This is a genomic window from Janthinobacterium sp. OK676, from assembly GCF_900103595.1.
GTDB lineage: Bacteria > Pseudomonadota > Gammaproteobacteria > Burkholderiales > Burkholderiaceae_D > Janthinobacterium.
Window position 1 is genome coordinate 93,233 of the sequence record NZ_FNHA01000011.1, and the last position, 23,150, is coordinate 116,382.

General features: G+C 64.7%; 18 protein-coding genes. 10 read left to right on the top strand and 8 right to left on the bottom strand.

Features of this window, described 5'->3' with window-relative positions; genetic code table 11:
• Window positions 1-53 precede the first annotated feature (53 nt).
• Window positions 54-3,509: a DUF748 domain-containing protein gene (locus BLU39_RS20600; protein ID WP_254789026.1), complete on the bottom strand. Its 3,456-nt coding sequence runs from the start codon at window positions 3,507-3,509 to the stop codon at window positions 54-56.
• A gap of 245 nt (window positions 3,510-3,754) precedes the next feature.
• On the opposite strand from BLU39_RS20600, the gene BLU39_RS20605 reads away from it, so the two are divergent.
• The 4 genes from BLU39_RS20605 (at window position 3,755) to BLU39_RS28345 (ending at window position 9,148) form a co-directional block, all read left to right on the top strand.
• On the top strand, window positions 3,755-5,899 hold the full coding sequence (locus BLU39_RS20605) for a TonB-dependent siderophore receptor (protein ID WP_092716358.1): 2,145 nt from the start codon (window positions 3,755-3,757) through the stop codon (window positions 5,897-5,899).
• A 56-nt stretch (window positions 5,900-5,955) separates the two neighbouring features.
• On the top strand, window positions 5,956-6,351 hold the full coding sequence (locus BLU39_RS20610; RefSeq protein ID WP_092716360.1) for a DUF2946 domain-containing protein: 396 nt from the start codon (window positions 5,956-5,958) through the stop codon (window positions 6,349-6,351).
• 88 nt (window positions 6,352-6,439) lie between these two features.
• Window positions 6,440-8,518, top strand: coding sequence for a TonB-dependent receptor (locus tag BLU39_RS20615; RefSeq protein WP_092716362.1), 2,079 nt, complete (start codon window positions 6,440-6,442; stop codon window positions 8,516-8,518).
• A gap of 69 nt (window positions 8,519-8,587) precedes the next feature.
• Window positions 8,588-9,148 (top strand): hypothetical protein, encoded by a 561-nt coding sequence (locus BLU39_RS28345; protein ID WP_139178410.1) that lies wholly within the window; start codon window positions 8,588-8,590, stop codon window positions 9,146-9,148.
• Window positions 9,149-9,230: 82 nt separating this feature from the next.
• Here the strand turns inward: BLU39_RS28345 and BLU39_RS20625 are convergent, their stop codons facing one another.
• A complete protein-coding gene (locus BLU39_RS20625) occupies window positions 9,231-9,419 on the bottom strand; it encodes a hypothetical protein (RefSeq protein ID WP_139178412.1) in 189 nt (62 codons plus the stop codon).
• A gap of 214 nt (window positions 9,420-9,633) precedes the next feature.
• Between BLU39_RS20625 and BLU39_RS20630 the strand changes: the two genes are divergently transcribed.
• The 4 genes from BLU39_RS20630 (at window position 9,634) to BLU39_RS20645 (ending at window position 13,637) form a co-directional block, all read left to right on the top strand.
• Window positions 9,634-10,419: an NYN domain-containing protein gene (locus tag BLU39_RS20630; RefSeq protein ID WP_232731062.1), complete on the top strand. Its 786-nt coding sequence runs from the start codon at window positions 9,634-9,636 to the stop codon at window positions 10,417-10,419.
• A gap of 118 nt (window positions 10,420-10,537) precedes the next feature.
• Window positions 10,538-11,857 carry a D-serine ammonia-lyase gene (locus tag BLU39_RS20635; RefSeq protein WP_092716370.1) on the top strand — a complete coding sequence of 440 codons (1,320 nt, stop codon included), beginning with the start codon at window positions 10,538-10,540 and terminating at the stop codon, window positions 11,855-11,857.
• A 20-nt stretch (window positions 11,858-11,877) separates the two neighbouring features.
• Window positions 11,878-12,780 (top strand): DNA-binding transcriptional regulator DsdC, encoded by a 903-nt coding sequence (gene dsdC / locus BLU39_RS20640; protein ID WP_092716655.1) that lies wholly within the window; start codon window positions 11,878-11,880, stop codon window positions 12,778-12,780.
• A gap of 44 nt (window positions 12,781-12,824) precedes the next feature.
• Window positions 12,825-13,637, top strand: coding sequence for a ferritin-like domain-containing protein (locus tag BLU39_RS20645; protein ID WP_092716372.1), 813 nt, complete (start codon window positions 12,825-12,827; stop codon window positions 13,635-13,637).
• Between the two features lie 6 nt (window positions 13,638-13,643).
• Here BLU39_RS20645 and BLU39_RS20650 read toward each other — a convergent pair whose 3' ends face one another.
• The gene (locus BLU39_RS20650; protein WP_092716374.1) at window positions 13,644-17,018 is read right to left on the bottom strand and encodes a hypothetical protein; all 3,375 of its coding nucleotides are present in this window, start codon (window positions 17,016-17,018) and stop codon (window positions 13,644-13,646) included.
• 264 nt (window positions 17,019-17,282) lie between these two features.
• On the opposite strand from BLU39_RS20650, the gene BLU39_RS20655 reads away from it, so the two are divergent.
• On the top strand, window positions 17,283-17,507 hold the full coding sequence (locus tag BLU39_RS20655) for a hypothetical protein (RefSeq protein ID WP_139178414.1): 225 nt from the start codon (window positions 17,283-17,285) through the stop codon (window positions 17,505-17,507).
• Here BLU39_RS20655 and BLU39_RS20660 read toward each other — a convergent pair.
• Window positions 17,467-18,558: a DNA topoisomerase IB gene (locus BLU39_RS20660; protein ID WP_092716379.1), complete on the bottom strand. Its 1,092-nt coding sequence runs from the start codon at window positions 18,556-18,558 to the stop codon at window positions 17,467-17,469. The genes BLU39_RS20655 and BLU39_RS20660 overlap by 41 nt on opposite strands.
• Before the next feature lie 92 nt (window positions 18,559-18,650).
• Here BLU39_RS20660 and BLU39_RS20665 point away from each other — a divergent pair, with 92 nt between their 5' ends.
• Complete coding sequence (locus tag BLU39_RS20665; RefSeq protein ID WP_092716657.1) at window positions 18,651-19,034, top strand: YkvA family protein; 384 nt, start codon at window positions 18,651-18,653, stop codon at window positions 19,032-19,034.
• Here BLU39_RS20665 and BLU39_RS20670 read toward each other — a convergent pair.
• From BLU39_RS20670 to BLU39_RS20685, 4 genes are all read right to left on the bottom strand, one after another.
• The gene (locus BLU39_RS20670; RefSeq protein WP_092716659.1) at window positions 19,031-19,210 is read right to left on the bottom strand and encodes a hypothetical protein; all 180 of its coding nucleotides are present in this window, start codon (window positions 19,208-19,210) and stop codon (window positions 19,031-19,033) included. The genes BLU39_RS20665 and BLU39_RS20670 overlap by 4 nt on opposite strands.
• Before the next feature lie 91 nt (window positions 19,211-19,301).
• Complete coding sequence (locus tag BLU39_RS20675) at window positions 19,302-20,483, bottom strand: serine hydrolase domain-containing protein (RefSeq protein WP_092716381.1); 1,182 nt, start codon at window positions 20,481-20,483, stop codon at window positions 19,302-19,304.
• Between the two features lie 108 nt (window positions 20,484-20,591).
• Window positions 20,592-21,887 (bottom strand): cation:proton antiporter, encoded by a 1,296-nt coding sequence (locus tag BLU39_RS20680; protein WP_092716383.1) that lies wholly within the window; start codon window positions 21,885-21,887, stop codon window positions 20,592-20,594.
• 50 nt (window positions 21,888-21,937) lie between these two features.
• On the bottom strand, window positions 21,938-23,065 hold the full coding sequence (locus tag BLU39_RS20685) for a mechanosensitive ion channel family protein (RefSeq protein ID WP_092716385.1): 1,128 nt from the start codon (window positions 23,063-23,065) through the stop codon (window positions 21,938-21,940).
• Window positions 23,066-23,150: the final 85 nt, after the last annotated feature.

A 23,150-nucleotide genomic window follows, 5' to 3' on the forward strand; every position in this document is an offset into this window, starting at 1 on the left:
ATCGGAATGCGCCCCATTGGTACGCATTCCCCCGACGGGTCTGACCCCAGATTTTATTGCGCCGCCAATCCCAGCTTCAAGCCCACCAGCTTGCCCGGTGCGGCCTCCGTTTTTTCCGGCGCGCCGGCGCTGACCCTGGCTGCCGGCGTGCCATCCTGCTGCAGGGCAGCCAGAATCGCCGCGCTGCGCTGGGTGCCCAGCTTGCTCAAGGCGTCGGCTGGCAAGGGCTGCTTGGCTTCCAGCTGCTCGCGCAAGCCCTTGTAGAAGGCGCCCGTGTCGGCCACTTGCGGCTCGCCTTCGATCAGTTTGCCCAGGCGCTGGAAGACGGGGATTTTTGCCGCCGCCGGCGCGGAGGCGCTGGCGGATGCCGCCGCTGGGGCAGGCGCGGCCGATTCCGCCGCCTTTTTCTGCTTGTCCAGCTCTGCCTTGCCGAAGCGTTCCGCGTACAGGTCGCGCAGGGCGCCCCGTATCTTGCGTTCACCCAGGTTCAGCGGTCCCGGCTCTTCGCCCGCTTCCAGCTTGATGCCGGCCTTGGCGGCGACGGCGCGGCGCACGGCCTGGGCGCGCAGGGCAGCCGCGTCCGTGTCGCTGTACTGGCCTGGCACCGCCAGCTTCAGCTGTTCGCGCTTGGCGAGGATTTGCGCCACCTGCTTGAGCTTTTCCCGCTCGGGCGGCAGCAGTACGGCGCTGCCCGCGTCGAAATCGATGGATTCGAGCTTGTCGGCGCTGATGCCCAGCAAGTTGCCCAGCGCGCGGAACGGCGCCGTGACGATTTTCGTCAACACATTGCCCACGGCTTTCCAGATCAGCGCGCCATAGCTGAATTGCGGGTCGTTCATGTCCCCCGACACGGGCAAGCCCAGGTCGATGCGTCCGTCCGAGTCCTTCAGGATGGCCAGCGCCAGTTCCAGCGGCAGCTTCAGGGCGTCCGGGCTGTCGATGCGCTCGCCCAGGGTCAGCTTGTCGAGCACGATCTGGTTGGTGCCGTCGAGCTGGCGGTTGCGCACCTTGTATTGCAAGTCCAGCGAAATCTTGCCTTCGGCCACCTTGTAGCCGGCGAACTTCATCGTGTACGGCGAGGCGGACACCATGTCGACATTCTTGAAGACCACGTTCAAGTCCGTGTTGTCGGTCGGGGCGAAGGGATTGAGTTGGCCGCGCACGCGGGCCAGGCCGAATTCGTCGATGCGGCCGTCCAGTTCGATCTGGCTGCGCGCATCGCGCTTGGTCGACAGGCCCGTGACGACGCCGTTGAGTTCATAGATCTTGGCGGCGAACTGGGGGCGCAGGCTGAGGTCGGCAAAGTCCAGCTTGGCGTTTTGCAGGCGCACGCGGCGCACGCGCACGGGGAAGGCGGCGTCGGCTGCCGGTGTGGCGGCGGCGGCAGGTGCTGTGGCCGTGGCAGGCTCGGGCGCCTTGACCAGCAGGCGCTGTGCGTTCAGGCTGCGGTCGTTTTCGATGATCAGCTGGGCGTTCGGTTCCACCACGCGCAGTTCGGGGATGTCGACGAAGTCGGGCCCCACGCTGGCCGTCAGCTTGTCGGCGCGCACGCTTTTCCACGAGGCAAAGCGCTTGCCATCCGTTTCATTGAGCACGAGGCCGGCGATATCGACGCCGCCCTCATAGCGGACCTTCGGCGCTTTCGGCGCGCCGCCACCCATCGTCAGGCGGCCGCTGCCGGACACCGCACCTCCCGCCAGCTTCAGTTTTACGTGCTGCGCCAGCAAGGGCTGCACGGGGGCCAGGGCCAGCTGTTTCACATTCAGCTGCGCATCGACGGCGCCCGTGCCCGGCACGAACTTGCCGTTGGCCGTAAGCAAGCCGCCTTCGCGCAGGCCCACGCCCAGCTCGAACGGCAGCGCCTGTTTCATATCGTTGCTGACGTTGTGCAAGGACAGGCGGGCATCCTGCACATTGACCTTGATGCCCGTGCCCGCGTCATCGAAACGGGCGCCGAACTTGCTCAGGTCCACCTTGTCCACCTTGGCGGACCACGGTGTGGACGGGGCGTCCTTGGCAGTGTCGGCTTTGCCGGAAGCAAACACGGGCAGCTTTTGCGCAATGGAAAATTCTCCCTGCCGGTTGCGCGCCAGGTCGATCTGCGCGCCGCCGGCCGTCACGGCGCCCACGTGCACCGTGTGTGCGGCCAGGTCGATCTTGCCTTCTGTAAAGCCCAGTTGGGCCAGCTTGAACGGCGTTTGCGCGCCCCGTTGCATGGTGAGGTCGGCCAGCGCGAAAGTGGCGCCGTCGATGACGGTGGCCATGCCCGATGGGCCTTGCTGCAAGGCCAGCTGCAAGTTCAGCTGCAGCTGTCTGGCGCTCAGTTGCAAAGCTGGCGAGACGGTTTCATCGATGGCGGACACGTCCACGTTGGCCAGCGCCAGCTGTTTCAAGTCCACCTTCCATTTGCCAGGCTTGGCTGGTGCGGCGGGCGTCGTTGCTGCCGGTGCGGGATTACCCGGCAGCATCAGGTTCGCCACGTCGATCTCTCCCCGGCTGTCGCGGCGCACGGCCACCTTGCCGCCGTACAAGTTGACCTTGTCGAGCGTGACCTTCTGGCCTGCCAGGTCCACGTTCACGCCGGCGATGCCCAGGGTATCGAGCGAGGTAAACGGCGCACCCTTGCCATCTTGCGTCAGCGCCAGGTCGCGCAAGGCCAGGCCCGCGCCTTTGACGGTCGCTTCCAGCTTGCCGTCCGCATAGGAAAAGGCGTAGGGCAGGCGCGCCGACAGCTTGCCGCTGGTCACTTGCGCGCGTGTATAAGCTTTCAGGTACGCGGCCAGGCCGGGCAGGGAAGCGTCGTTCAGTATCAGTTCACCTTCGCCACGGATGGGACTCAGCGATGCCGTGCCGCGCCAGTGCAGCTTGCCGCCACGCGCCGCATCGGCGCTGAGGCTGTAGCTGCCGTTGGCGTCGGGCAGGGTGGAAATATTATCGAGCGTAAAGTTGATCGGCGTGAAGTTGTCCGCATAGCCGGCCTTCTGGTCTTGCCAGTCGACTTTGCCTTGCTCCAGCGCAAAGTGGGCGATGACGAGGCGCGGCATGCCGCCTTCGCTTTTTTCCGGATGGTTGCGTTGCCATGTGGCCAGCACTTCGGCCAGGTTGAACTTGCCGTCCGGCGTGATCGTCAGCTGCGCCTGCGGCGCCGTGATGCGGATTTCCGCCAGGCTCCACGCGCGGCGCACGATGGATTTCCATTCCAGCTGCACGGCCAGGGCGCCGATGGACAGCAGCGGCGCATTGTTTGCGCTGGCCGCTTCCGTGAAAGCGATCTTGTCCGCTTCCAGGCGCAGGGTAAACGGGTTGAAGCGCACGTCGGCGATGCTGGCCTGGCGCGCGAGTTCTTTTTCTGCAAATTTGGGCAACTGGTTTTTGATGACGTAGGGCACCAGCCAGAAGCCGGCCGCGCTGTAGGCGGCCAGGGCGCAGCCAGTGCCCAGGGCCCAGCGCTGCCAGCGTTTCCAGCGAAATGTTTTCGTCTGCACGCTTTTTTTGTCGATTGTGTTCACGAACTTACCTTTTGATCTTGTTGGGCGGCACATCTTGCACGCCGTGACTGTCAGTATGCCTCTTTGCGGCCTCGTCTGCAAAATCCAAACGTGTTCAAGTGATAACAGGCGCCTAGGGGAACTAATTTCTCCTGCAAAACTCACACAAAATCACTCTTACTTGATAATGATTCTCATTATCGGTATCATGTCCGCTAACCGTAAGTTCCCACTTGCACATATTTTCTCATTGAAAGCCCGATGTCATGCCTGTCGTCTCTCCCCGCACCCGTTTACTTCCAGTGGCCGCAGCCCTGTCGCTGGCCTTCGCTTCCCACGCAGCGTTGGCGGCCCCAGCGGCCGGCGGCCAGGACGACCCGACGGCTGGCGATGAGAAAGTCATGCAAGCCGTGCAAGTGACGGGCGCCCGCGCGCAAGGCCTGGTGCCGCTGACCACGGAGGCGGGCAGCTTTCGGGGCGCCAGCATCATGGACGTGCCGTCCACCGTCAATGTGATCACGCGCGAATTGCTGGAGCAGCAAGCCGTGTCCGGCCTGTACGACGCGGTGCGCAACACGGCCGGCGTGACGCGCCAGCAAAACGGGGGAGAGACGTGGGATCAGCTGGTGATACGCGGCATCGCCGTGGAAAACCGCACGAATTATCGCCTCAACGGCTCCATGCCCATCATGAACTTCTCGCAAGTGCCCATGGAAAACAAGGAGCGGGTGGAAGTGCTGAAGGGCGCCTCGGCCCTGTACTACGGTTTTACGTCGCCGTCCGGCGTCGTCAATTTCGTCACCAAGCGTGCCGGCAGCCAGCCCGTCACCAGCATGGGCTTGAGCGTCGACGACCGCGGCAGTGCCGTGGCGAATGTCGACGTGGCCCGCCGTTTTGGCGCGCAGCGGGAATTCGGCGTGCGCATCAACGCGGCTGGCGGCACCCTCGGTTCCTACCTGGATCATGTCGGCAATGGCAAGCGCCGCTTCCTTTCCACGGCGCTCGATTGGAGAGTGACGAACAAATTGCTGCTTAAGGCCGACCTCGAGTACGAGCGCCGCAGGGTGACGGAGCAGGCGGGCGTGGCCTTGCCTGCGGCCGTGAAAGGCGTGATCAGCTTGCCGCGCGCCGTCGATCCGCGCAAGCTGATTGGCCCCGACTGGTCGGCGTTCGAAGCGCAAACGAAAAACGCGCAATTGCGCGCCGACTACGCCATCGCCGATGGCTGGGCCTTGACGGTGGAGGCGGGCCACTCGGAAACGGCGCGCGACCGCCGCCTGGCGATCTTCCGCCTGAACAACGCGGCCGCGCTGGCCACGGGCGCGGGGCGCATCACGGGCAATATCCAGCACAGTGTGATGGCATCGGACTTGCTGCGCGCGGAACTGGCCGGCAATTTCAACACGGGTTCCATTGCCCACGAACTGACCCTGGGTGCCTCGCGCACGGACAAGTCGCAAGATCCGATTTATCAGAGCAATTACACGATCGCCTCGCAAAACCTGTACAAGCCGGTGCCCGTGACGAATGTCGTGTTCGGCCCCAAGCCGACGTCGCCGACGACGGCCGGGCTCGACACGCGCGACACGGGCCTGTATGCGCTCGACCGCATGGTCTTCAGCCCGCAATGGCAAAGCGTCATCGGCGTGCGCCGCAGCAGCTATCAAAGCGACCAGGGCGCCAGCCATTACGACGTCAGCAAGACGACGCCGATGGCGTCATTGATCTACAAGGCCACGCCCGAGCTGTCGTTCTACGCGTCCACGGCGCGGGGGCTGGAAGAGGGCGAAACGGGTCCGACGGGCACCGCCAATCAGGGCGTGAAGATGGCGCCCGGCGTGAGCAAACAGAAAGAGCTGGGTGCGCGCTGGCTGACGCCTGGCGGCACCTTGCTCTCCGCCGCCTTGTTCGACATCACGCGCCCCGGCTACTACACGAATGCCAGCAATGTATTCACGTCGGACGGCGAACAGCGCTATCGTGGCCTGGAACTGTCGACCCAGGGCAAGCTGACGCGCCAGTTGTCGTGGCAGACGTCGGCCCAGTTCCTCGATCCCAGCTTTGCGCACATCAACGCCGACTACAACGGCAAGGCACCGGAAAACGCATCGAAACGCACGGCCAGCGCCTTCCTCGCTTACGCGTTTGACGCCGTGCCGGGCCTGTCCGTCAACGGCGGCGCATATTACTACAGCGCCCGTCCCGTCAACGACCTGAACCAGGCCTTCCTCGGCGGCGTCAGCCTGTTCAGCGCGGGCGCCCGCTATGCGAGCCGCGTCATGGACAAGGCCGTCGTGTGGCAGTTGAACGTGGAAAACGCGGCCGACAAACGCTACTGGGCCGGCGCCGGCACGCGCCTGGCGTCCGGTGCGCCGCGCGCCATCAAGCTGTCGATGAAGGTGGATCTGTAAGAATGGATTGACCTGCGCGCTGTCCACAGAGTGACCTGCGCTGATACAATGTTGCCATGTTCATCAGCAAAGGCAAGGCCGGCATCGTCCTGTGGATCGCGTGTATCGCCATCTTCCTGGCCGCGCTCGCCCCTACGGTGTCGCGCGCGCTGACGGTGGCCAGCGGCTTGGCCGTGCCCAGTCTGGAAATCTGCTCGGTGGCGGGCGGCATGAACATGCTGCCCGCGACACTGTCGACGGACGCGCCCGATACCTCGAAGGGCGGCATGCGCATGGGCGATTGCCCCTGCTGCAGCATGCATGCGGCCACCCTGGACGTGCCGCCCACGACTCTCGTGCTTGCTTCCGGCGAGCTCATCACGGGCTTGCTGCCCACGCTGTTCTACCAATCCGCCACGCCGCTGTTCGCCTGGACGCCCGTCCAGCCCCGCGGACCGCCTGCCGCTTTCTGATCTGTCCTTTTCCTGAACTGCCTTGCGCCGCGCGTGTCGTGCGCTTGCGTCTGTTCGTCTTGCCTATACAGAATCTGAAAGCAGCACCATGAAACATTTTCCTTTATTGATTTCCCTTGCCATCGCCATGCCCGCCGTGGCGCAAACGCGCACCGAAGAGGTCCTGCCTGAAATGAAAGTCATCGTCACGGCCATAGGCGACGGCTACCGTCCGGCCGCCGACACGGCGCTCATGTTGTCGAGCACGCCCGGCTACAGCGTGGCGGCCGGCGGCGGCGTGTCCGGCTTGCCGGTAGTGAATGGCTTTGCCGATGACCGCATCAAGATCCGCATCGACGGCATGGAACTGACGTCGGCCTGCGCCAACCACATGAATGCGCCGCTGTCCTACATCGACCCGCAGCAAGTGCAGCGCATCCGCCTGATCGCGGGCGTGACACCCGTCAGCGCGGGCGGCGACAGCATCGGCGGCACCATCGAAGTGCAGTCGAACGCGCCCGTGTTTGCCCAGCCCGGTGCGCCGCTGCTGACGCAAGGCAGCTTTGCCGTATCGGGACGCAGCGTCAACAACAGCGTGGCGACCAGCGTGAATGCGTCGGCCGCCAGCGACAGCCTGAGCGTCGGCTACAGCGGCGCCTACACGCGCGGCCACAGCTATGAAGATGGCCATGGCAACAAAGTGCTGGCCAGCATGGTTGAAAGCATCAACCAGTCCATCGTGCTGGCGGCCAAGCGCGATGGCCAGCAGCTGACCCTGCGCGCCGGCGTGCAGCACATCCCGTACCAGGGTTTCCCGAACCAGTACATGGACATGACGGACAACCACGGCCAGTTCGCCAACCTGGCCTACCAGGGCACATTTGCCTGGGGCGTGCTGGACGCGCGCGCCTACTGGCAGCAGACGGACCATGAAATGGGTTTCTTTACCCCCGAGCGCAAGGGCACGATGCCGATGATCACGCACGGGCGCAACACGGGTTACGCGCTGATGGCCAGCTTGCCCATGAGCGCGGGCGAGTTGCGCCTGGGCCAGGAGTGGCACGGCTTCCGCCTTGACGATTACTGGCCGGCCGTGCCCGGTTCCATGATGATGGGGCCACGCACCTACCTGAACATCAACGACGGCAAGCGCGACCGCACCGTGCTGTTCGGCGAACTGGAAACGCGCCACGATGCGCGCTGGACGAGCGTGCTGGGCGTGCGCGGCGAATCCGTGCGCATGGACACGGGCGATGTGCAATCGTACGGCACCAATATGATGAACATGCCGGACGTGATGGCCGCCAGGGCCTTCAATGCGCGCAGCCGCAGCCAGCGCGACACGAATATCGATGCTTCCGCGCAAGCCACCTTCACGCCAGACGCGGCCAGCAGCTATGAATTCGCGCTGGCGCGCAAGGTGCGCTCGCCGAACCTGTACGAGCGTTACTCGTGGGGCCGGGGTTCGATGGCGATGACCATGACCAACTGGTTTGGCGATGGCAACGGCTATGTGGGCGATATCGACCTCAAGCCCGAGACGGCTACCACGGCGGCGTTCACGGCCGACTGGCATGGCGGCGGCGAGGAGGGCTGGTTCCTGCGCGTCAACCCCTATTACAGCAAGGTCGACAATTATATCGACGTCGACGTGCTGGCGTCTTTCCACCCGTATATGAAAATGGGCGCCAACGGCAATCTGCTGCGCTTTGCCAACCACGACGCCAAGCTGTACGGCGCCAATCTGGCGTGGCAGCTGCCGTTGACGCGCAGCGCACGCTGGGGCAGCTTCATGGCGACGGGCAACGCCGCATACACACGGGGCAAGCGCGGCGATGGCGGCTACCTGTACCGCATGATGCCGTTCAACGCCTTGCTGGCCGTCGAGCACAAGCTGGGTGCCTGGAGCAACCGCATCGAAACGAAGATCGTGGCCCGCAAGGACAAGGTCGACGCGCGCCGCTTCGAACCGGAAACAGGCGGCTACGCGCTCGTCAACCTGCGCAGCAGCGTAGCGCTGGGCAAGATGGCCAGCCTGAGCGCGGGAGTGAGCAACCTGTTCAACCGCGCGTATGCGGATCCGCTGGGCGGCGTGTATTTGTCGGGCTTGAAGGCAAACGGCGGGGCGTTGCAAGCCTTGCCGGCAGAGGGCAGGTCGATTGATCTGGGACTGCAGCTCAAGTTCTAAAGCGGAAATAACGCGCCTTCGTCCTGCTCATCAAACGGAGGACGGGGCGTGTTATCGGGAATGAAAGTAATGGATGGACTTTCCATGAGTTTAATCATGGGCTATCAACAACCGCCATCCGCAAAAAGAAAAATGAGAAGATCCACATGCCTTGCCGCCATGCTGTTTAGTCTTTGCTCCATCGTCTCGGCCCAGGACGTCCTGCTTGCCGGACAGGTGCCGCGGGTCGTGTTGCAACCGTCAGGCACCGAGCCTTGCCCTCCGCCTTGTCCGCCCGCCTTACCAGCCGTTGCCGGCAAGCCGCAGGCGGTCTGCATATCGAACACCGGCGGCTGCCAGATGATGGAGGTCAAAGTGGACCACGTCTATCGCGGCGTGGTGCAGTCGCAGACACGCCAATTCTCGTCGCGCATCGGTGAATTTGGCCCCAGTTTCCCCGTGAGCGAGAAACAAATCGTGGTCAACGAAGAAGGCGGCAAGGTCTCCTGGTCATTTGTAGACAATCGGAATGGGAAGATTTTCATCGATCCGAAACGCCTGCGCAGTGTCGCTGGCGTTGCCTCCGCCACGCAAGACGATGGCGAATGGGTGGCGCTGGACGAGGTGCTGGCGCGTAAGCACGGCCATTAACTATCATGGCAATCGCTGTGTCCCGAGCAAGACGTCTTGACCTGTTCAAGCAGGCTACACAAGCTGATCCGACGCAGGGCCATCAATTCCCGCCGCCGCTCTTTTTCCGCCGCGACCCGGTCAGGACGCGCAGCGCGGTGGCGATCGGTACCTTGTTCTTGGCGAGGTAGGCGGCGGCCGTGGCCGTATCGAGCATTTCCTGGAAAATAATGCCGACTTCGACTTTTTGGGCCGTCAAATCGTCCTGCCTTGCGCAGTCGAGGATATCCATATTCGTAGCAGTGACCTTGTCATTCTTGGAGCGCATTTTTGCCTCGGTAGAAAAGAGAAAAAATGTCTCCTTTTATTTGCCTTTAAGATAACTTATTTTTGTGCCTTTGTGGTAATTTTTCTTTAATCGATAGTGCATTCAGGAATTAAATTTAGCTATCGTAAGAGATAGGGCATCGGTTCTGGTATTGCTTGACGGAACATTTGGCTGCATAGTGGGAACTGCAATCAAACGGCGGTTAGCTGATGAGGCCCAAAAAATTATGACAAGTAATGCCAAACTGGCCGTCCTGATCGATGCGGACAATGCCCAGGCGTCGATCATCAAGGAATTGCTGACAGAGGTATCGACTTTTGGTACCGCATCGGTGAAGCGTGCTTATGGAGACTGGACGACGCCCAATTTGAAGGGCTGGAAGGAAATCCTGCATTTGATGGCCATTCAGCCGATCCAGCAATTCAGCTATACGACAGGAAAAAATTCGACGGATTCATCGCTGATCATCGACGCCATGGATTTGCTGCACTCTGAAAAGCTGGACGGCTTTTGCCTGGTATCGTCCGACAGTGATTTCACGCGCCTTGCAACACGGATTCGCGAATCAGGATTGGCCGTGTATGGTTTTGGTGAAAGAAAGACGCCGCCAGCCTTTGTCGCCGCCTGCGACAAGTTTGTTTATACGGAGATCTTGCGGCCGGTGACATTGCCTCCATCGGCAGAAAAGCAGCAAAAACCGTTACATGCGCTGGCGCCTGTCTCCCTCGACGCGGATACGCGGGAAGTGCTGCGCAAGGCCATCATTGCCGCAGCGCGTGATGATGGTTTTGCCTCCTTGAGTGGCGTCGGCAGTCTGATCTTGAAGAATAATCCGGCCTTCGACCCGCGCCACTATGGCTGCCAGAAATTGAGTGAGCTGGTGCGTCGCCTTCCTTTCGTTGAAGTCAAAGAAGTTCAAAGCGAAAAAAATCCTGCCATGCATCTGTACATCAAATTGAAGTAGGGAAGAAGCCGGGCCATCATGACTGATGACCTCCCGTCACCCATTGCCTGATCAACCGTCGTTTGCCAGCGGCGCCCGGATGCGGTCTAATCATGGCTTGTCCCTTTACGAGCTTGCCATGCTGCCCACTTCCGCCATCGCCGCGCTGCGCGAAAAATTTCCCCTGATTACAGAATTGATGGCCTTGCAGCCCTTGAACTGGTTCAATCCCCGCATTGCGCCGGCGGCCGAGGGCCTGAAAGACGTAGGCTTGACTGCCGATGACGTGGCCCAGGCCAGCGCGCGCCTGGCCCGTTTTGCGCCGTATCTGGCCAAGGCGTTTCCGGAAACGCAGGCCAGCGGCGGCATCATCGAGTCGCCCGTCGTGCCGCTACCCGCCATGCAGGCGGCACTTGACATGACGAGCGGTCAGCTGTGGCTCAAGCAGGATAGCCATCTGCCCATTTCCGGCTCGATCAAGGCGCGCGGCGGCATCTATGAAGTGCTGAAACACGCGGAAATGCTGGCGCTGGACGCCGGTCTGCTGAAGGAGGGCGATGATTACGGCCTGCTGGCCAGCGACGCCGTGCGCGCCTTCTTTGGCCAGTACGCGATCGCCGTCGGTTCCACGGGCAACCTCGGCTTGTCGATCGGCATCATGAGCGCGCGCCTGGGCTTTCGCGCCACGGTGCACATGTCGGCCGACGCGCGGCAATGGAAGAAGGACAAGTTGCGCAGCCACGGCGTGACCGTCGTCGAGTACGCGACCGACTACAGCGTGGCCGTGGAAGCGGGGCGCAAGCAGGCGGAGAACGACCCCACCTGCCACTTCGTCGACGATGAAAACTCGCACGATCTGTTCCTCGGCTACGCGGTGGCGGGCCAGCGCCTGAAAGCCCAGTTCGCTACAAACGGCGTGACGGTCGATGCGGACCACCCCTTGTTCGTGTACCTGCCGTGCGGCGTGGGCGGCGGCCCCGGCGGCGTGGCCTTCGGCTTGAAGCTGGCCTTTGGCGATGCCGTCCACTGCGTCTTCGTCGAGCCGACACATTCGCCATGCATGCTGCTGGGCGTGCATACGGGCTTGCATGAAGGGATCAGCGTGCAGGAGATCGGCATCGACAACCTCACGGCCGCCGACGGCCTGGCCGTGGGACGCCCGTCCGGCTTCGTCGGGCGCGCCATGCAGCGGCTGATCGATGGCTACGCCACCGTCACGGATGAAGAACTGTACCGCTTGCTGGCCCTGCTGGAGCAGACGGAGCAGCTGCGCCTGGAACCGTCCGCCGTGGCCGGTTTCGCGGGCATTCCCGCCGTGCTGGCCGCGCCGCAGTATCAGCCGCACCTGGAAACGGCCACGCACCTGGTGTGGGGCACGGGCGGCAGCATGGTTCCCGAGGCGGAAATGGCGGCCTACGTGGCGCGCGGCCGCGCGCTGCTGGCGTCCGGGGCCGTTTGATGCCGCCCGGCGCGCCGCGCATGGCCACGCTGACGGCCAGCCAGTTCGCCAACCTGCACACCTTTCTCGTGGCGGCGCGCCATGCCAGTTTCGCGCTGGCCGCGCAGGAACTGGCGCTCACGCCCAGCGCCGTCAGCCACCGCATCGCGCGGCTGGAAGCGGGTCTGGGCCTGCGCCTGTTCGAGCGCCTGACACGGCAGGTAAAGCTGACGGCCGACGGCGAGCGCATCTTCGCCGCGCTGCAAATCGGCTGGGATGGCTTGCATGCGGCGCTGGCCGGCGGCGATGCGCTCACGGGCAGCATCACCGTGCATGCGCGCCCGTCCATCGCCCAATGCTGGCTGGTGCCGCGCCTGGCAGGTTTTACGGCGCAGTATCCGGACGTGTCGATCGATTTGCGCGTGGGCAATGATAGCGTGGACTTTCGCGCCGGCCAGGCCGACCTGGCCTTGCATTACGGCGACGGCAGCTTTCCCGGCCTGGCATCGCGCAAGCTGATGGGCGAATGGCTGGCGCCCGTGTGCAGTCCCGATTATGCGCGCGATCACGGCTTGCTGGATATGCCGCACGACTTGCGCGATGCGACGGTGCTGCACGACACCCTGGCCTGGCCCGCCTGCGCGCCCGATGCCGAGTGGCGGCTGTGGCTGGACGGGCAGGCGGCGGAGGCGAGTTTGCCCGCGCGCAGCCTGCGTTTCGACCGCGCCGACCTGTGCGCGCAGGCGGCCATCCACCACGCGGGCGTGGCCATGGGCCGGCGCCAGCTGGTGCAGCCGTGGCTGGACAGCGGCCAGCTGATCCTGCCGTTTGGCGGCTTTGCCTTGGCCAGCCCGCAGGCGTATTACCTCGTGCACAGCGGGCGTGCCGCGCTGCCGGCAAGAGTGCAAGCCTTGTTCGACTGGCTGCTGGGGCAGGCAATTTGATACACTGCGCCCCTCATTGAAAAAACGCGCCAGAAAGCAGTCCCATGCATCCACCTCCACTGACCTCCACGCCGCCACGAGAGCTGCGCGCATATGCGCTGGCCTGCCTGCTCGAACCGGACCCGGCAACCAAGGTGGCGATGGTGGCGGCCATGGCCGAAGCGCAGCTTGCGCTCGATGCGCAAGCGCCTTTGGCGCCGACCGGCCCCGTGCCGGGCCGTCCCGAGCGGCCGGAACTGGTGCCGCCGCGCCTGGTCGGGCGGCGCTCGATGATCACGCCGGAAGGGCGCGCCATGCTCGTGCACGCGCTCGCGCACATCGAATTCAATGCGATGAATCTGGCGCTCGACGCGCTGTGGCGCTTCCCGGACTTGCCGTTTGACTACTACACGGACTGGCTGCGCGTGGCCAAGGAGGAAGCGACGCACTTTGCCATGCTGCAGGCGCACCTGCAGGTGCTGGGCCACACGTATGGCGACTTCCCCGGCCACGACAGCCTGTGGGAAATGGTCGACAAGACGCGCGGCGACGTGCTGGCGCGCATGGCGCTCGTGCCGCGCACCCTGGAAGCGCGGGGCCTCGACGCGATTCCGCCGCTGCGCGCCAAGCTGGCGCAGGCGGGCGACATGGCCGCCGCCGCCATCCTCGACATCATCTTGCGCGATGAAGTGGGGCACGTGGAAATCGGCAACCGCTGGTATGGCTACCTGTGCGATCAACGGGGACTGGAATTGCGCGCCACCTATGCCGAGCTGGCGCTGCGCTACGAAGCGCCCACTTTGCGCGGCCCGTTCAATCTGGAAGCGCGGCGGCGGGCGGGGTTTTCGGAGCTGGAACTGTCCGATCTGCCCGCCTGACCCTGCTTAAGGATGGGCCGTGAGGCTGATGTGCCAGTGGCTCAGGTGTCCCGCCTCGATGTGCACTTTGGCCGGCTTGGTCCAGGCGCCGGCGCCGGGTATCTTGTCGGCCGGCGCGGCGGAAAAACGCCCGTCGACGAGGGCCAGCTTGACGAAGCTGGGGCCGATGTAGATGACGCGCGTGCCGGCTTGTGCCGCTTCCTGGGCCAGCATGGCCCGGTTCGCCGCTATCCACGCCTGCAGGCTTGCCAGCTTCGGCTTTTGCGCGGCATTGGCCGCCACTTCCGCCTTCGCGTCGCTGATCAGCTTGTGAATGGCGGCGCCATCGTTCTGGCCGCCCAGCGCGTCCGTGTAGCCGCCCGCGCCGTCCGCGTAGCGCAAGTCGATCTGCTGACCGTCGCTGTGGCCGCTGTGGCCGAGGATGGAGCGGCCCGTTGCCGTCTGCGTCACGTGCTGGCCGCTGATGTCGTCGAAACGGTAAGCCTTGCCCGCCAGCCAGGCGATGGCCAGGCGCGTGGCCCACGAATCGCCGCCAGGGTCGCGCGTGCCGTAGCGCCGCGCCGCCAGCGCCGCCTCGTCATTGGCCAGGTACAGGGGAATGTGGGCCGTGTCGCCCTTGAATTCCACTTGCCCCCCTTCGGCCGGGTCGGAGCTGGCGTCGACATTGTCGACGCTGCCCTTCAGGCGCACCGTGACGACGGCCTTCTTGTCGAGCTTGGCGCCGGCAAAGGCGGGCAGCACCAGGCCGGGAAATTTCACCGCGCCGGCAGTCTTGGTATTGGTCTGGGACAATAAATTCTCCGTGCTGAAGGCGGGATCGCCGCCGCCCGACGAGATGCCGATATTGACTTCCGTAATCGTTGCCGTTGCCGGGGTATAGTGCAATTCCAGCGGCACGGTGTGCGTGGCCGTCGCCGTTCCTTGCGACACGGATACATACGGCCCCGCCAAATTGCCCGTCAGCTTGATCGGCTGCAGCACGGGGTGGGCGGCCTGGTTCGGCGAGCTGAACTTCGCCAGCGTCACCTTCAATCCCTTGCACGCGAGGCTCAGTTCCACCGTCGTCACGGTGGCCAGGGCGCTGTCGCCGATATTCGTGGCGCTGACGTTGCCGCCCAGGTTCAAAGCCCCGTCCTTGGTTTGCTTGCTGACGTCGACGCACTCCGTCCTGACGATGCTGCCTTGCGTGTAATGCGTCTGGTTGACGGCGCCCGCGGCGGCCAGGCTGACGCCAGGCAACCCGGTCACGGCGTACGACCACGTATCGTTGTACTGGCTTTGCGCCGTCGTGTAGGTGGGATACTCGGCCGTGCTGACGGTGATTTTGACGCCCACGTTTTTCGTGCCCTTGGGCACGGTGAAGGCGATGGGCGAGGTGATGGTCTGGTTTTGCGCCGCCGCCGTGGCCGTGAAGGTCTTGCTGTCCACGTCATCCTGCGGCGTGGCCTCGCCTGCGGCGCGGGGGCTGGCGGCCACCGCGCGCGCGGGCGGCCTGGCGCCATCCTGGGTGACGCTGCCGGCCGCATAGGTCTGCGCGCCGGCGCGCAGGGTCAGGCTTGCCGCATACGGATAGACGATGTCGACATTGACGTTGCTGCTGTTCTCGAAGACGACGGCGCTGACGCTGACCACGTTCGGGTGGACCAGGTCGTTCAAGGTCAGCTGGTAGGTATCGGGCAGCACGCCATCGAAGTGGAAGGCGCCCGTGGCATCGACCACGGCCACCTGGCGCTGGTGGTGGTTGTAGCCGGCCAATAACATCTTCTTGCCGGCCAGCCCCGTGGCATTGCCGCCCGCCGGCGTGCGCAGCTGCCCTTGCAGCACGATGCCGGACTTGATGACGATCAAGGCATAGCTGGCCGTGAATTCGCCATCCTGCGAGACGAAATTGAGGTTCAGCTCATAGCTGCCGTTGGGCAAGGGTGCCAGCAGTTGCTGCATGGACACGGGACTGATGCTGAAAGTGCCGCTGGCCGCATCGAACGTCCAGTAGGACTTCAGGCTGATGGCCACGCCATTCGGGGCGGACAGCAAGCCGTCGCTGTCGTCCTGCAAGGCCATGGGGGCGGCATCGACGAGGCGGAAGCCCAGGGCGCCCGGCTGCAGGCGGTTGTTCGGCCCCAGTCCCGTGATGGCCAGCACGGGCGCCGTGGTCGGCACGCTGCCGTCGTCGTTCGGTTCCACATAGGTTTCCACGGCCGTGGGCAATTCCGTCTGGATCAGCAGGTCCAGGGTCGTGATCTTGCCGCCCTTGCTGAGGGAAAATTGCGCGTGCTGGTCCACGCCCGTGTCGCCGGGCGTGGAAAAGCGCAGGCTGCCGTCCTGCAGCAGCACGTCCGTGACGGCGCCGCTGGCCTTGACGCTGTCGGCGCCGTCGGGAAAGCCCAGTCCGGCGAGCGGCAGCACGACCACTTGCGCGGGCCGCACGGGGTCGAGGGCGATGCCGGTACTGGTGCTGAAGGTCCACATCAGACCTGCGCTCTGGAAGGCGACGCTGCGCTCGATGCGCAGGGTGATGGTATCGGTGGGCGTGACGGTGGCGCCCGCGCCGATGCTGCCGGCCAGCACCTCGCCATCGATGATGGTGCTGCCAGCTGGCACGCTGGCCAGCACGGCTTGCACATTGCCGGCCGTGTCGCTGCCATTGTTGCGGATGTGCACGCGGTAGGTGTAGTCCCAGGCCGTGCGGTTGACGCGCTGCTCGGCCACTTTTTCCAGCGAGGTGACTTCGAGATCGCCGGCGGCCTGCGTGGCGGTCACTGCGGCGGCCAGCATGACCTTCGGCGCGGCCGGCTGCATGGGATCGTCCGGTCCGCCGCAGGCGCACAGGCTCAGTGCCAGCCCTGTGGCCAGCGCGGCGCCCGCCAGCTGCCGGCGCCGCAGGCAGGCCATGGCCAGCACGCCCGCCAGCAGCAGCCATGGGGTGGAGGGCAGGGCGACGGCGGACGGCTGCGTGATGCCCGCTTCAATTTCGATGAAGGAGACGGGGTCGATAATGGAAAACGGCTGGGCGCCGGGGCTGCCCGCGCCCAGGTAATCGAAGGTGAGGGAAAAGGCCGTGGCCGTACCGCCGGGGCCGATGCCGCCGACCAGCGCCAACGCGTCGAGGTAGCCGCTGGCGGGAATGGCGGGGTCGGGCTGCACCAGCAGCACGTCCCAGTCCGGTAGCGTGGAGACGCTGTGCAGATTGGCGTACTGGCCCACGCTGAAGAACACGGTGAATTCCTCGATGGGCATGGCCAGCGTGGTGTTGCTGACCGTATAGTCGTAGCGCCACTGCGTGCCGCCCAGCGATGTTGCCGTGTAGCCGATGCTGGCGGCGTGCGCGGCGGACGTGGCGCACAGCAGCAGCGCCAGCAGCGCTCGTTTGATAAAACTCATGATCGTTCCCCCATAGACTGACGCCAAGCGTGCCCAGGCAAGGGGGCAAGCAGGAAACGTTCCTGTATAATTTATTCTTCAAAAACAAGGGCTTGGCGGACGCGGGCAGGAGCCGGTGTCAAATTTTCCGACACAGGGGCGTATGGCTGAGGTTGTCAGCGCTGTCCTACCCGTCTTGTCGAAACTGTCTGATTGTATGCCTTGCGGAAACACGTGATGATGGTGTCCATGCTGCAACAGCCAACCAGTCCGACGGAGTATGCGATGTCCAAGCAAGCCAAGCCCAGCCATTTGAACAAGCCGTTCCTGCTGATCTGCCTGTTTACGTTCTCGACCCTGGCGGCCACCTTGATCAATACGGGCGAGGCGCAGACGGACGATGCGGCGCCGGCGCCCGTGGCGCGCGAAGTGGGCCATGGCGCCTTGCCCGTCTGCGGCAGCGATGCCCTCACGCTGTCGGCACACTGCCAGCCGGAACGCCGGGCTTGACCGCACCCTGCAGCCGCTGCTGCAGCAAGGCCAGCACGGCCGCTTCCTCCGGCGCCAGCGCCTGCAAATCGTCCTGCATCTGCTGCCGCGCCCGCTCGCGCATGCCTTCCAATAAACTGCCATCGAGATACGATTCCAGCACGGCCGGGTGCACATAGCACTTGCGGCAGATCGTCGGCGTGTTGCCCAGCTTCTTGGCCACGGACTCGATCGCCTGCACGATGTTTTTCTTCGCTTGCGCATCGGAATCGACCTGTTCGAACGCCTGCAAGGCCAGCGCGGCCAGCAAGGTGCCGGACCAGGTGCGGAAATCCTTGGCCGTGTAGTCTTCCCCCGTCACTTCGCGCAGGTAATCGTTGACGTCGCCCGAATCGACGCCGTGGCGCGCGCCATCCGCATCGACATATTGAAACAGTTCCTGGCCCGGCAGTTCGCGCATGCGCTGCAGCACCCTGGCCAGGCGCCGGTCGCTCAGGCGGATATCGTGGCGCACGCCGCTCTTGCCCTTGAAGTGGAAAGCGACGGCGCTGCCGTCAACCTGTACGTGACGCGTGCGCAGGGTGGTCAGGCCGAACGATTTGTTCGTGCGCGCGTATTCTTCGTTGCCGATGCGCATCATCGTCAATTCCAGCAGGTGCACGATGGTGGCCAGCACTTTTTCACGGGGCAAGCCGGGCAGCTGCATGCCGCGCGCGACGGCGGCGCGGATGACGGGCAGGGCGCGGCCAAAGCTGAGCATGCGCTCATATTTCACTTCGTCGCGCACCTGGCGCCAGCGCGCATGGTAGCGGTATTGCTTGCGGCCCCGCGCGTCGCGTCCCGTCGCCTGCAAATGGCCGTTCGCGTGCGGGCAGATCCACACGTCCGTCCAGGCTGGCGGTATGGCCAGCGCCTTGATGCGCGCCAGGGTGGCGGCGTCGCGCAGGACTTGGCCATCCCCGTCGCGGTAGCGGAACTTGCCGGGCTTGCCCGATCGGGCGATGCCGCTCTGATGGTCGCCCGTGTAGCGCAGGCCGGCGGCGCGGGCCGTGGTGGTGGCGGATATTTCCATGGATATAAGGTACCTTGCACGCCGCGCACCTGCCGCGCCGTTATGCTAAGGTGCGCATTCGTAACGCCGTGCGCGGCAGACAGGAGCAGCAGATGTTTGGCAGAAAAAAGAATCTGGAAGAAGACCACGCCCCCCAGGCCGACAAGCAGTATGAAAAGAAATACACGGATGACAGCTTCTGGGACAAGGTCGTCAAGTTCGCCAAGAAGGCGGGACGCGAAGTCATCGAGAAAGCCCTGTGGCTGTACTACGCGGCGCAGCAGCCGAATACGCCGCTGTGGGCCAAGACGGCCATCTATGGCGCGCTCGGCTATTTCATTTCGCCCATCGATGCGATTCCCGACATCACGCCCGTGGTCGGCTATGCGGATGACCTGGCCGTGCTGGCGGCGGCCGTCGCCACGGTCGCCACCTACATCACGGCCGAGGTCAAGGAACGGGCCGCCGAGAAACTGCGCGGCTGGTTCGGCGCCTAGCTTGCTGGCGTGGGCTGACCCGGCTGACCCGGCTGGCCCTTGATGGCATTGCGGTACTTGGCCCTGGCCTCGGCCCGCTTGACCGCCTCATTGGCGATGTTCTGTGCCTTGATGCGGGCTTTTTCACTCTTGCTGCGCTGCTGCGCCACGTCCTTGTTGCCGATGCGGTTCGTCATGCCGGTCTCCTCGTTGAGCGTCAAATCTGACCAGCACAGCATACTTTCTTGCCTGGGCGCCACCGTGCGCCCGCTCACACAAGGCGCATGCCTAGCGCGCTTGCGCGCCGCTGCCGCCATGGGCCAGCAGGCGCAGCACGACTTCTTTCTGGAATGAACGAAACTCCTTGTCGGCGCTGACGTTGGCAAAGGCCAGCACGGCCGTCTTGCTGGCGCGGTCGACGCAGACGACGGATGCGGCGCCCGGGTCGCCGCCGCTGTGCGTGGCCAGCGCCTTGCCGTCGACGTCGCGCAGCAGCCACACGAGGGCCTGGCGCACGGACGAATCGGCAGGCACGACGGGGGCCGCTTGCGGGGCGAAAAATGACTGCAGGGTGGAGTCTTGCAGGTAGCGGTGGCCGTCGACCCGGCCGCCATTGCTGAAGATGGCGAGGAAGCGGGCGAAATCATGCGCCGAGCTGCGCAGCAGGCCGGCCGGCCAGTCCGGATAGCCGACGGACGGCAGCACCTGCAGGCCCGGCTCCTTGTGCGCATAGGGCTGGGCGACGACGGCGCGGCGCGGCAGGCCGGCCAGCTTCCAGGCCGTATTGTCCATGCCCAGCGGTTCGAACAGGTGTTCCTGGGTGTAGGCGTCCAGGCCATCGGGGTTCAAGCGGCCCACCAGATAGCCGAGCAGGGCGATGCCGACATTGCTGTAGCGCCATTCCGTGCCGGGCCGGGCCGCAAATGACACGTCCGCGTCGTACCAGGCGCCGCCGCGCGACAGATAGCCCTTGACGAAGTCGCGCAGCGGCAATCGCGGGTCGCCTTGCACGGCAAATGTCGTCGTCTTGTCGTACACGGCGTCGGAAATACCCGAAGTGTGATTGAGCAAATGGCGAAAGGTGATGGGCACGTCGGGAAACTTCGGATGCATGAACGGGAAGTCCAGGTAGGCCGCCACCTTGTCGTCGAGCTGGAAAGCGCCCTGTTCCAGCAACATCATGACGGCCGTGGCGGTGACGAGCTTGCTGACGGAGGCGACATGGAACACCGTGTCGGCATCGGCCTTCTTGCCGGCCTGGATGTCGGCCCAGCCATAGCCGCGCGCGAAAATCGTTTGCTCGCCGCGCACCACGGCCACGCTCATGCCCGGCGTTTCCGTACGCGCAAGGCCATCGCGCATGAAGCCGTCAAATGTCGTTTCCCACGCCAGCCTGGCCGGATCGGTGGCGCAGCCCGTTTGCAGCAGGGCCATCGAGACGCCCAGTCCCAGCACGCTTCTTCGTTTCATTGCTTCTCTCTTTTGCCATTTTTAATTATCTTAACAATATTTCCGCCCGCCATAGGGGCGATTGACAAAACTTTGCTACTAAGCAATGACAATGGGTGATCGCCTGTGCTATTTGCGCCAGTAGCGTTCCAGCAGCGGTTTGACCGTCAGGCCGTGCGCGACGATGGAGAGGATGACGACGACGAGGGTGATGTCGGCCAGTTCGCGCGCCAGGCCGCGCGGCAAGCCATGCGCGATGGCATAGCTGAGGTAGTACAGCGAGCCGATGCCGCGCACGCCGAACCACGCGGCCAGCCCCCGCAGGCGCACGCTGGTGCCGGAAGCCAGCAAGCCGAGCATCACGCTGGCCGGACGCGCCACCAGCAGCAGGAACAGCGCCACGCTCCACGCCTGCCAGCTCCAGGCGGCGGCCGTGACGGCGCCGCCCAGCAGCAGCACGAGGGTCAGTTCGGACAGCCGTTCCAGGTGTTCCTTGAAGACGAGCGATTCGCCGCTGACGGTCAGCGGCACGTCGCTGTCGTGCGGCTTGGCGGCGGACACGGCATGGGTGTCGTCGGCCTGCAGCAAGCCTTGCCGGTCTTTCGGCGCGCCGGCCAGCCGCAGTTCCGTCTGGCGCAAGGCCACGCCGGCGAAGAACACGGCCAGAAACCCCCACGCGTGCAGCCACGTGGCCACGCCATACACGAGGGCGATCAAGCCCAGGGCCGCCAGGTCGTCCAGCATCGCGTGTTTCGGTTCCTTCGCGCGCACCTGCCAGCCCAGCCAGGCCAGCAGCGCGCCGCCAGCCACACCGAGGGCGATGGCGCCCGCGCTGGCCCAGACCAGATCGCGCCACAGCCAGGTGGCGCCATGCGGCCCCAGCTCGTGCAGGCCCAGCAAGCCCAGGCCCAGCATGACGAAAGGAAAGCCGCTGCCATCGTTCATGCCCGCCTCGCTGGTCAGGGTGAAGCGCAATTGCTCGCTGTCGCCCGCATGGCGCAGCTGCACGTCGGTGGCCAGCACGGGGTCGGTGGGGGCGAGGATGGCGCCCAGCAGTATGCCCGCGCCCAGGGGCAAACCCAGCACCAGGCACGCAAAGGCCGCCACCAGGGCCACGGAGATGGCCATCGACAGCCACGCCAGGCGCAGCGGCGGCAGCCAGCGGGCCAGGCTGAAGGGCACGGGCATCTTGACGCCGGCGGAAAACAGGGAGATGAGGACGGCGATTTCCGTCAGGGTTTCCAGCAGGGGCGCCTGCTGCACCAGGTCGAACGAAAACAGGCCGAGGAACATGGGGCCCAGCAGCAGGCCCACGCCCAGGTAAGCCATGGCCGAAGTCAAGGGCAGGCGCGCGATGCCGTCGGCGCCCAGGCCGCGCGCCAGCATCAGGCAGCCGATCAGGATGAACCAGGCGGTGGTGTTCATCCGCCTTATTCTAGCGGCGCGCGGGCCAGGGCAGCGCGCCGCAGGGCTTTTTACGCCTTGTTCGCGGCCTTGTACAGCGACACACTGTCGTTCTGCGCCTGCATCGCATGCAGCTCGATCGGGTCGTGCGTGGAGCGCAGGCGGGGCAGGCCGTGCGGATAGTGGGCCGTGATAAAGGCCAGCATCTGTTCGCGCACGAGGCAGCGCAGCTCGAAGGCCAGGCCCGAATCTGCCGCGCTGATCAGGAAGCGCACGCGCACGGCCCGCTCGTTCGAATCCGTCGCCTGCACCGTGCAGACGCGGCCATCCCATTGGGGCGCCGCTTCGCAGATGCGCGTCAGTTCCGCGCGCAGGGGCTCGAGCGGAATGCTGAAATCGAGCCACAGGAACACCGTGCCCAGCAGGGTCGAGGAACTGTGGGTCCAGTTTTCGAACGGGTTTTCAATGAACCACTGCAGCGGCACGATCAGGCGGCGCTCGTCCCACACGCGCACGACCACGTACGTGCCCTTGATTTCCTCGACCTTGCCCCATTCGCCATTGACGATCAGCACGTCGTCGATGCGGATCGGTTGGGAGAACGCGATTTGCAGGCCCGCGATGAAATTGCCGAGCACGGGACGGGCGGCGATACCGGCCACGAGACCGGCCACGCCGGCCGAGGCCAGCAGGCTGGCGCCGATCTGCCGCGCGCCGGGCAGGGTCAGCAGCACGAAGGCCAGTCCCAGGACGACGACGATGGCGTGCGCGCTGCGCGTGAGCACGCGGGCCTGGGTGATCAGGCGGCGCGCGCGCAGGTTGTCGGCCACGTCGACGGGATTGATTTCGGAAATCGTGATGGATAAGGCCTGGATGCACTGCATGGCCAGCCAGGTCAGCGCGATGATCAGCGCCACGCTGGCCAGGTGCGACATGGCCAGCAAGCCCGGCGTGTCGTCGGGCGCGCCGGCCAGCACCATGCGCAAGCCGAAGACGACCACGCACAGCTGGCTGGCGCGAAAGGCCACGCGCGTGGCGTTGGTGGTGAACGGGCGGCCATTGGCCAGTCTTTTGAGCAGGCTGATGCCGGCCCGGTGCACGCCGATGGCGACCACGCTGACGAGCAGGGCGGAAACGAGCACGGTCAGCGCCGAGCGCAGCGGGCCTCCCATCAGCGAGTGGAACGTGCTGAGATCCATAGGCGAAAACTCCTTGAGATTGGTGAGATGGATGTCGGAAGCGGGTATTTTACGGGCAGATGACGTAACGGGGGCGTGCGTTGCC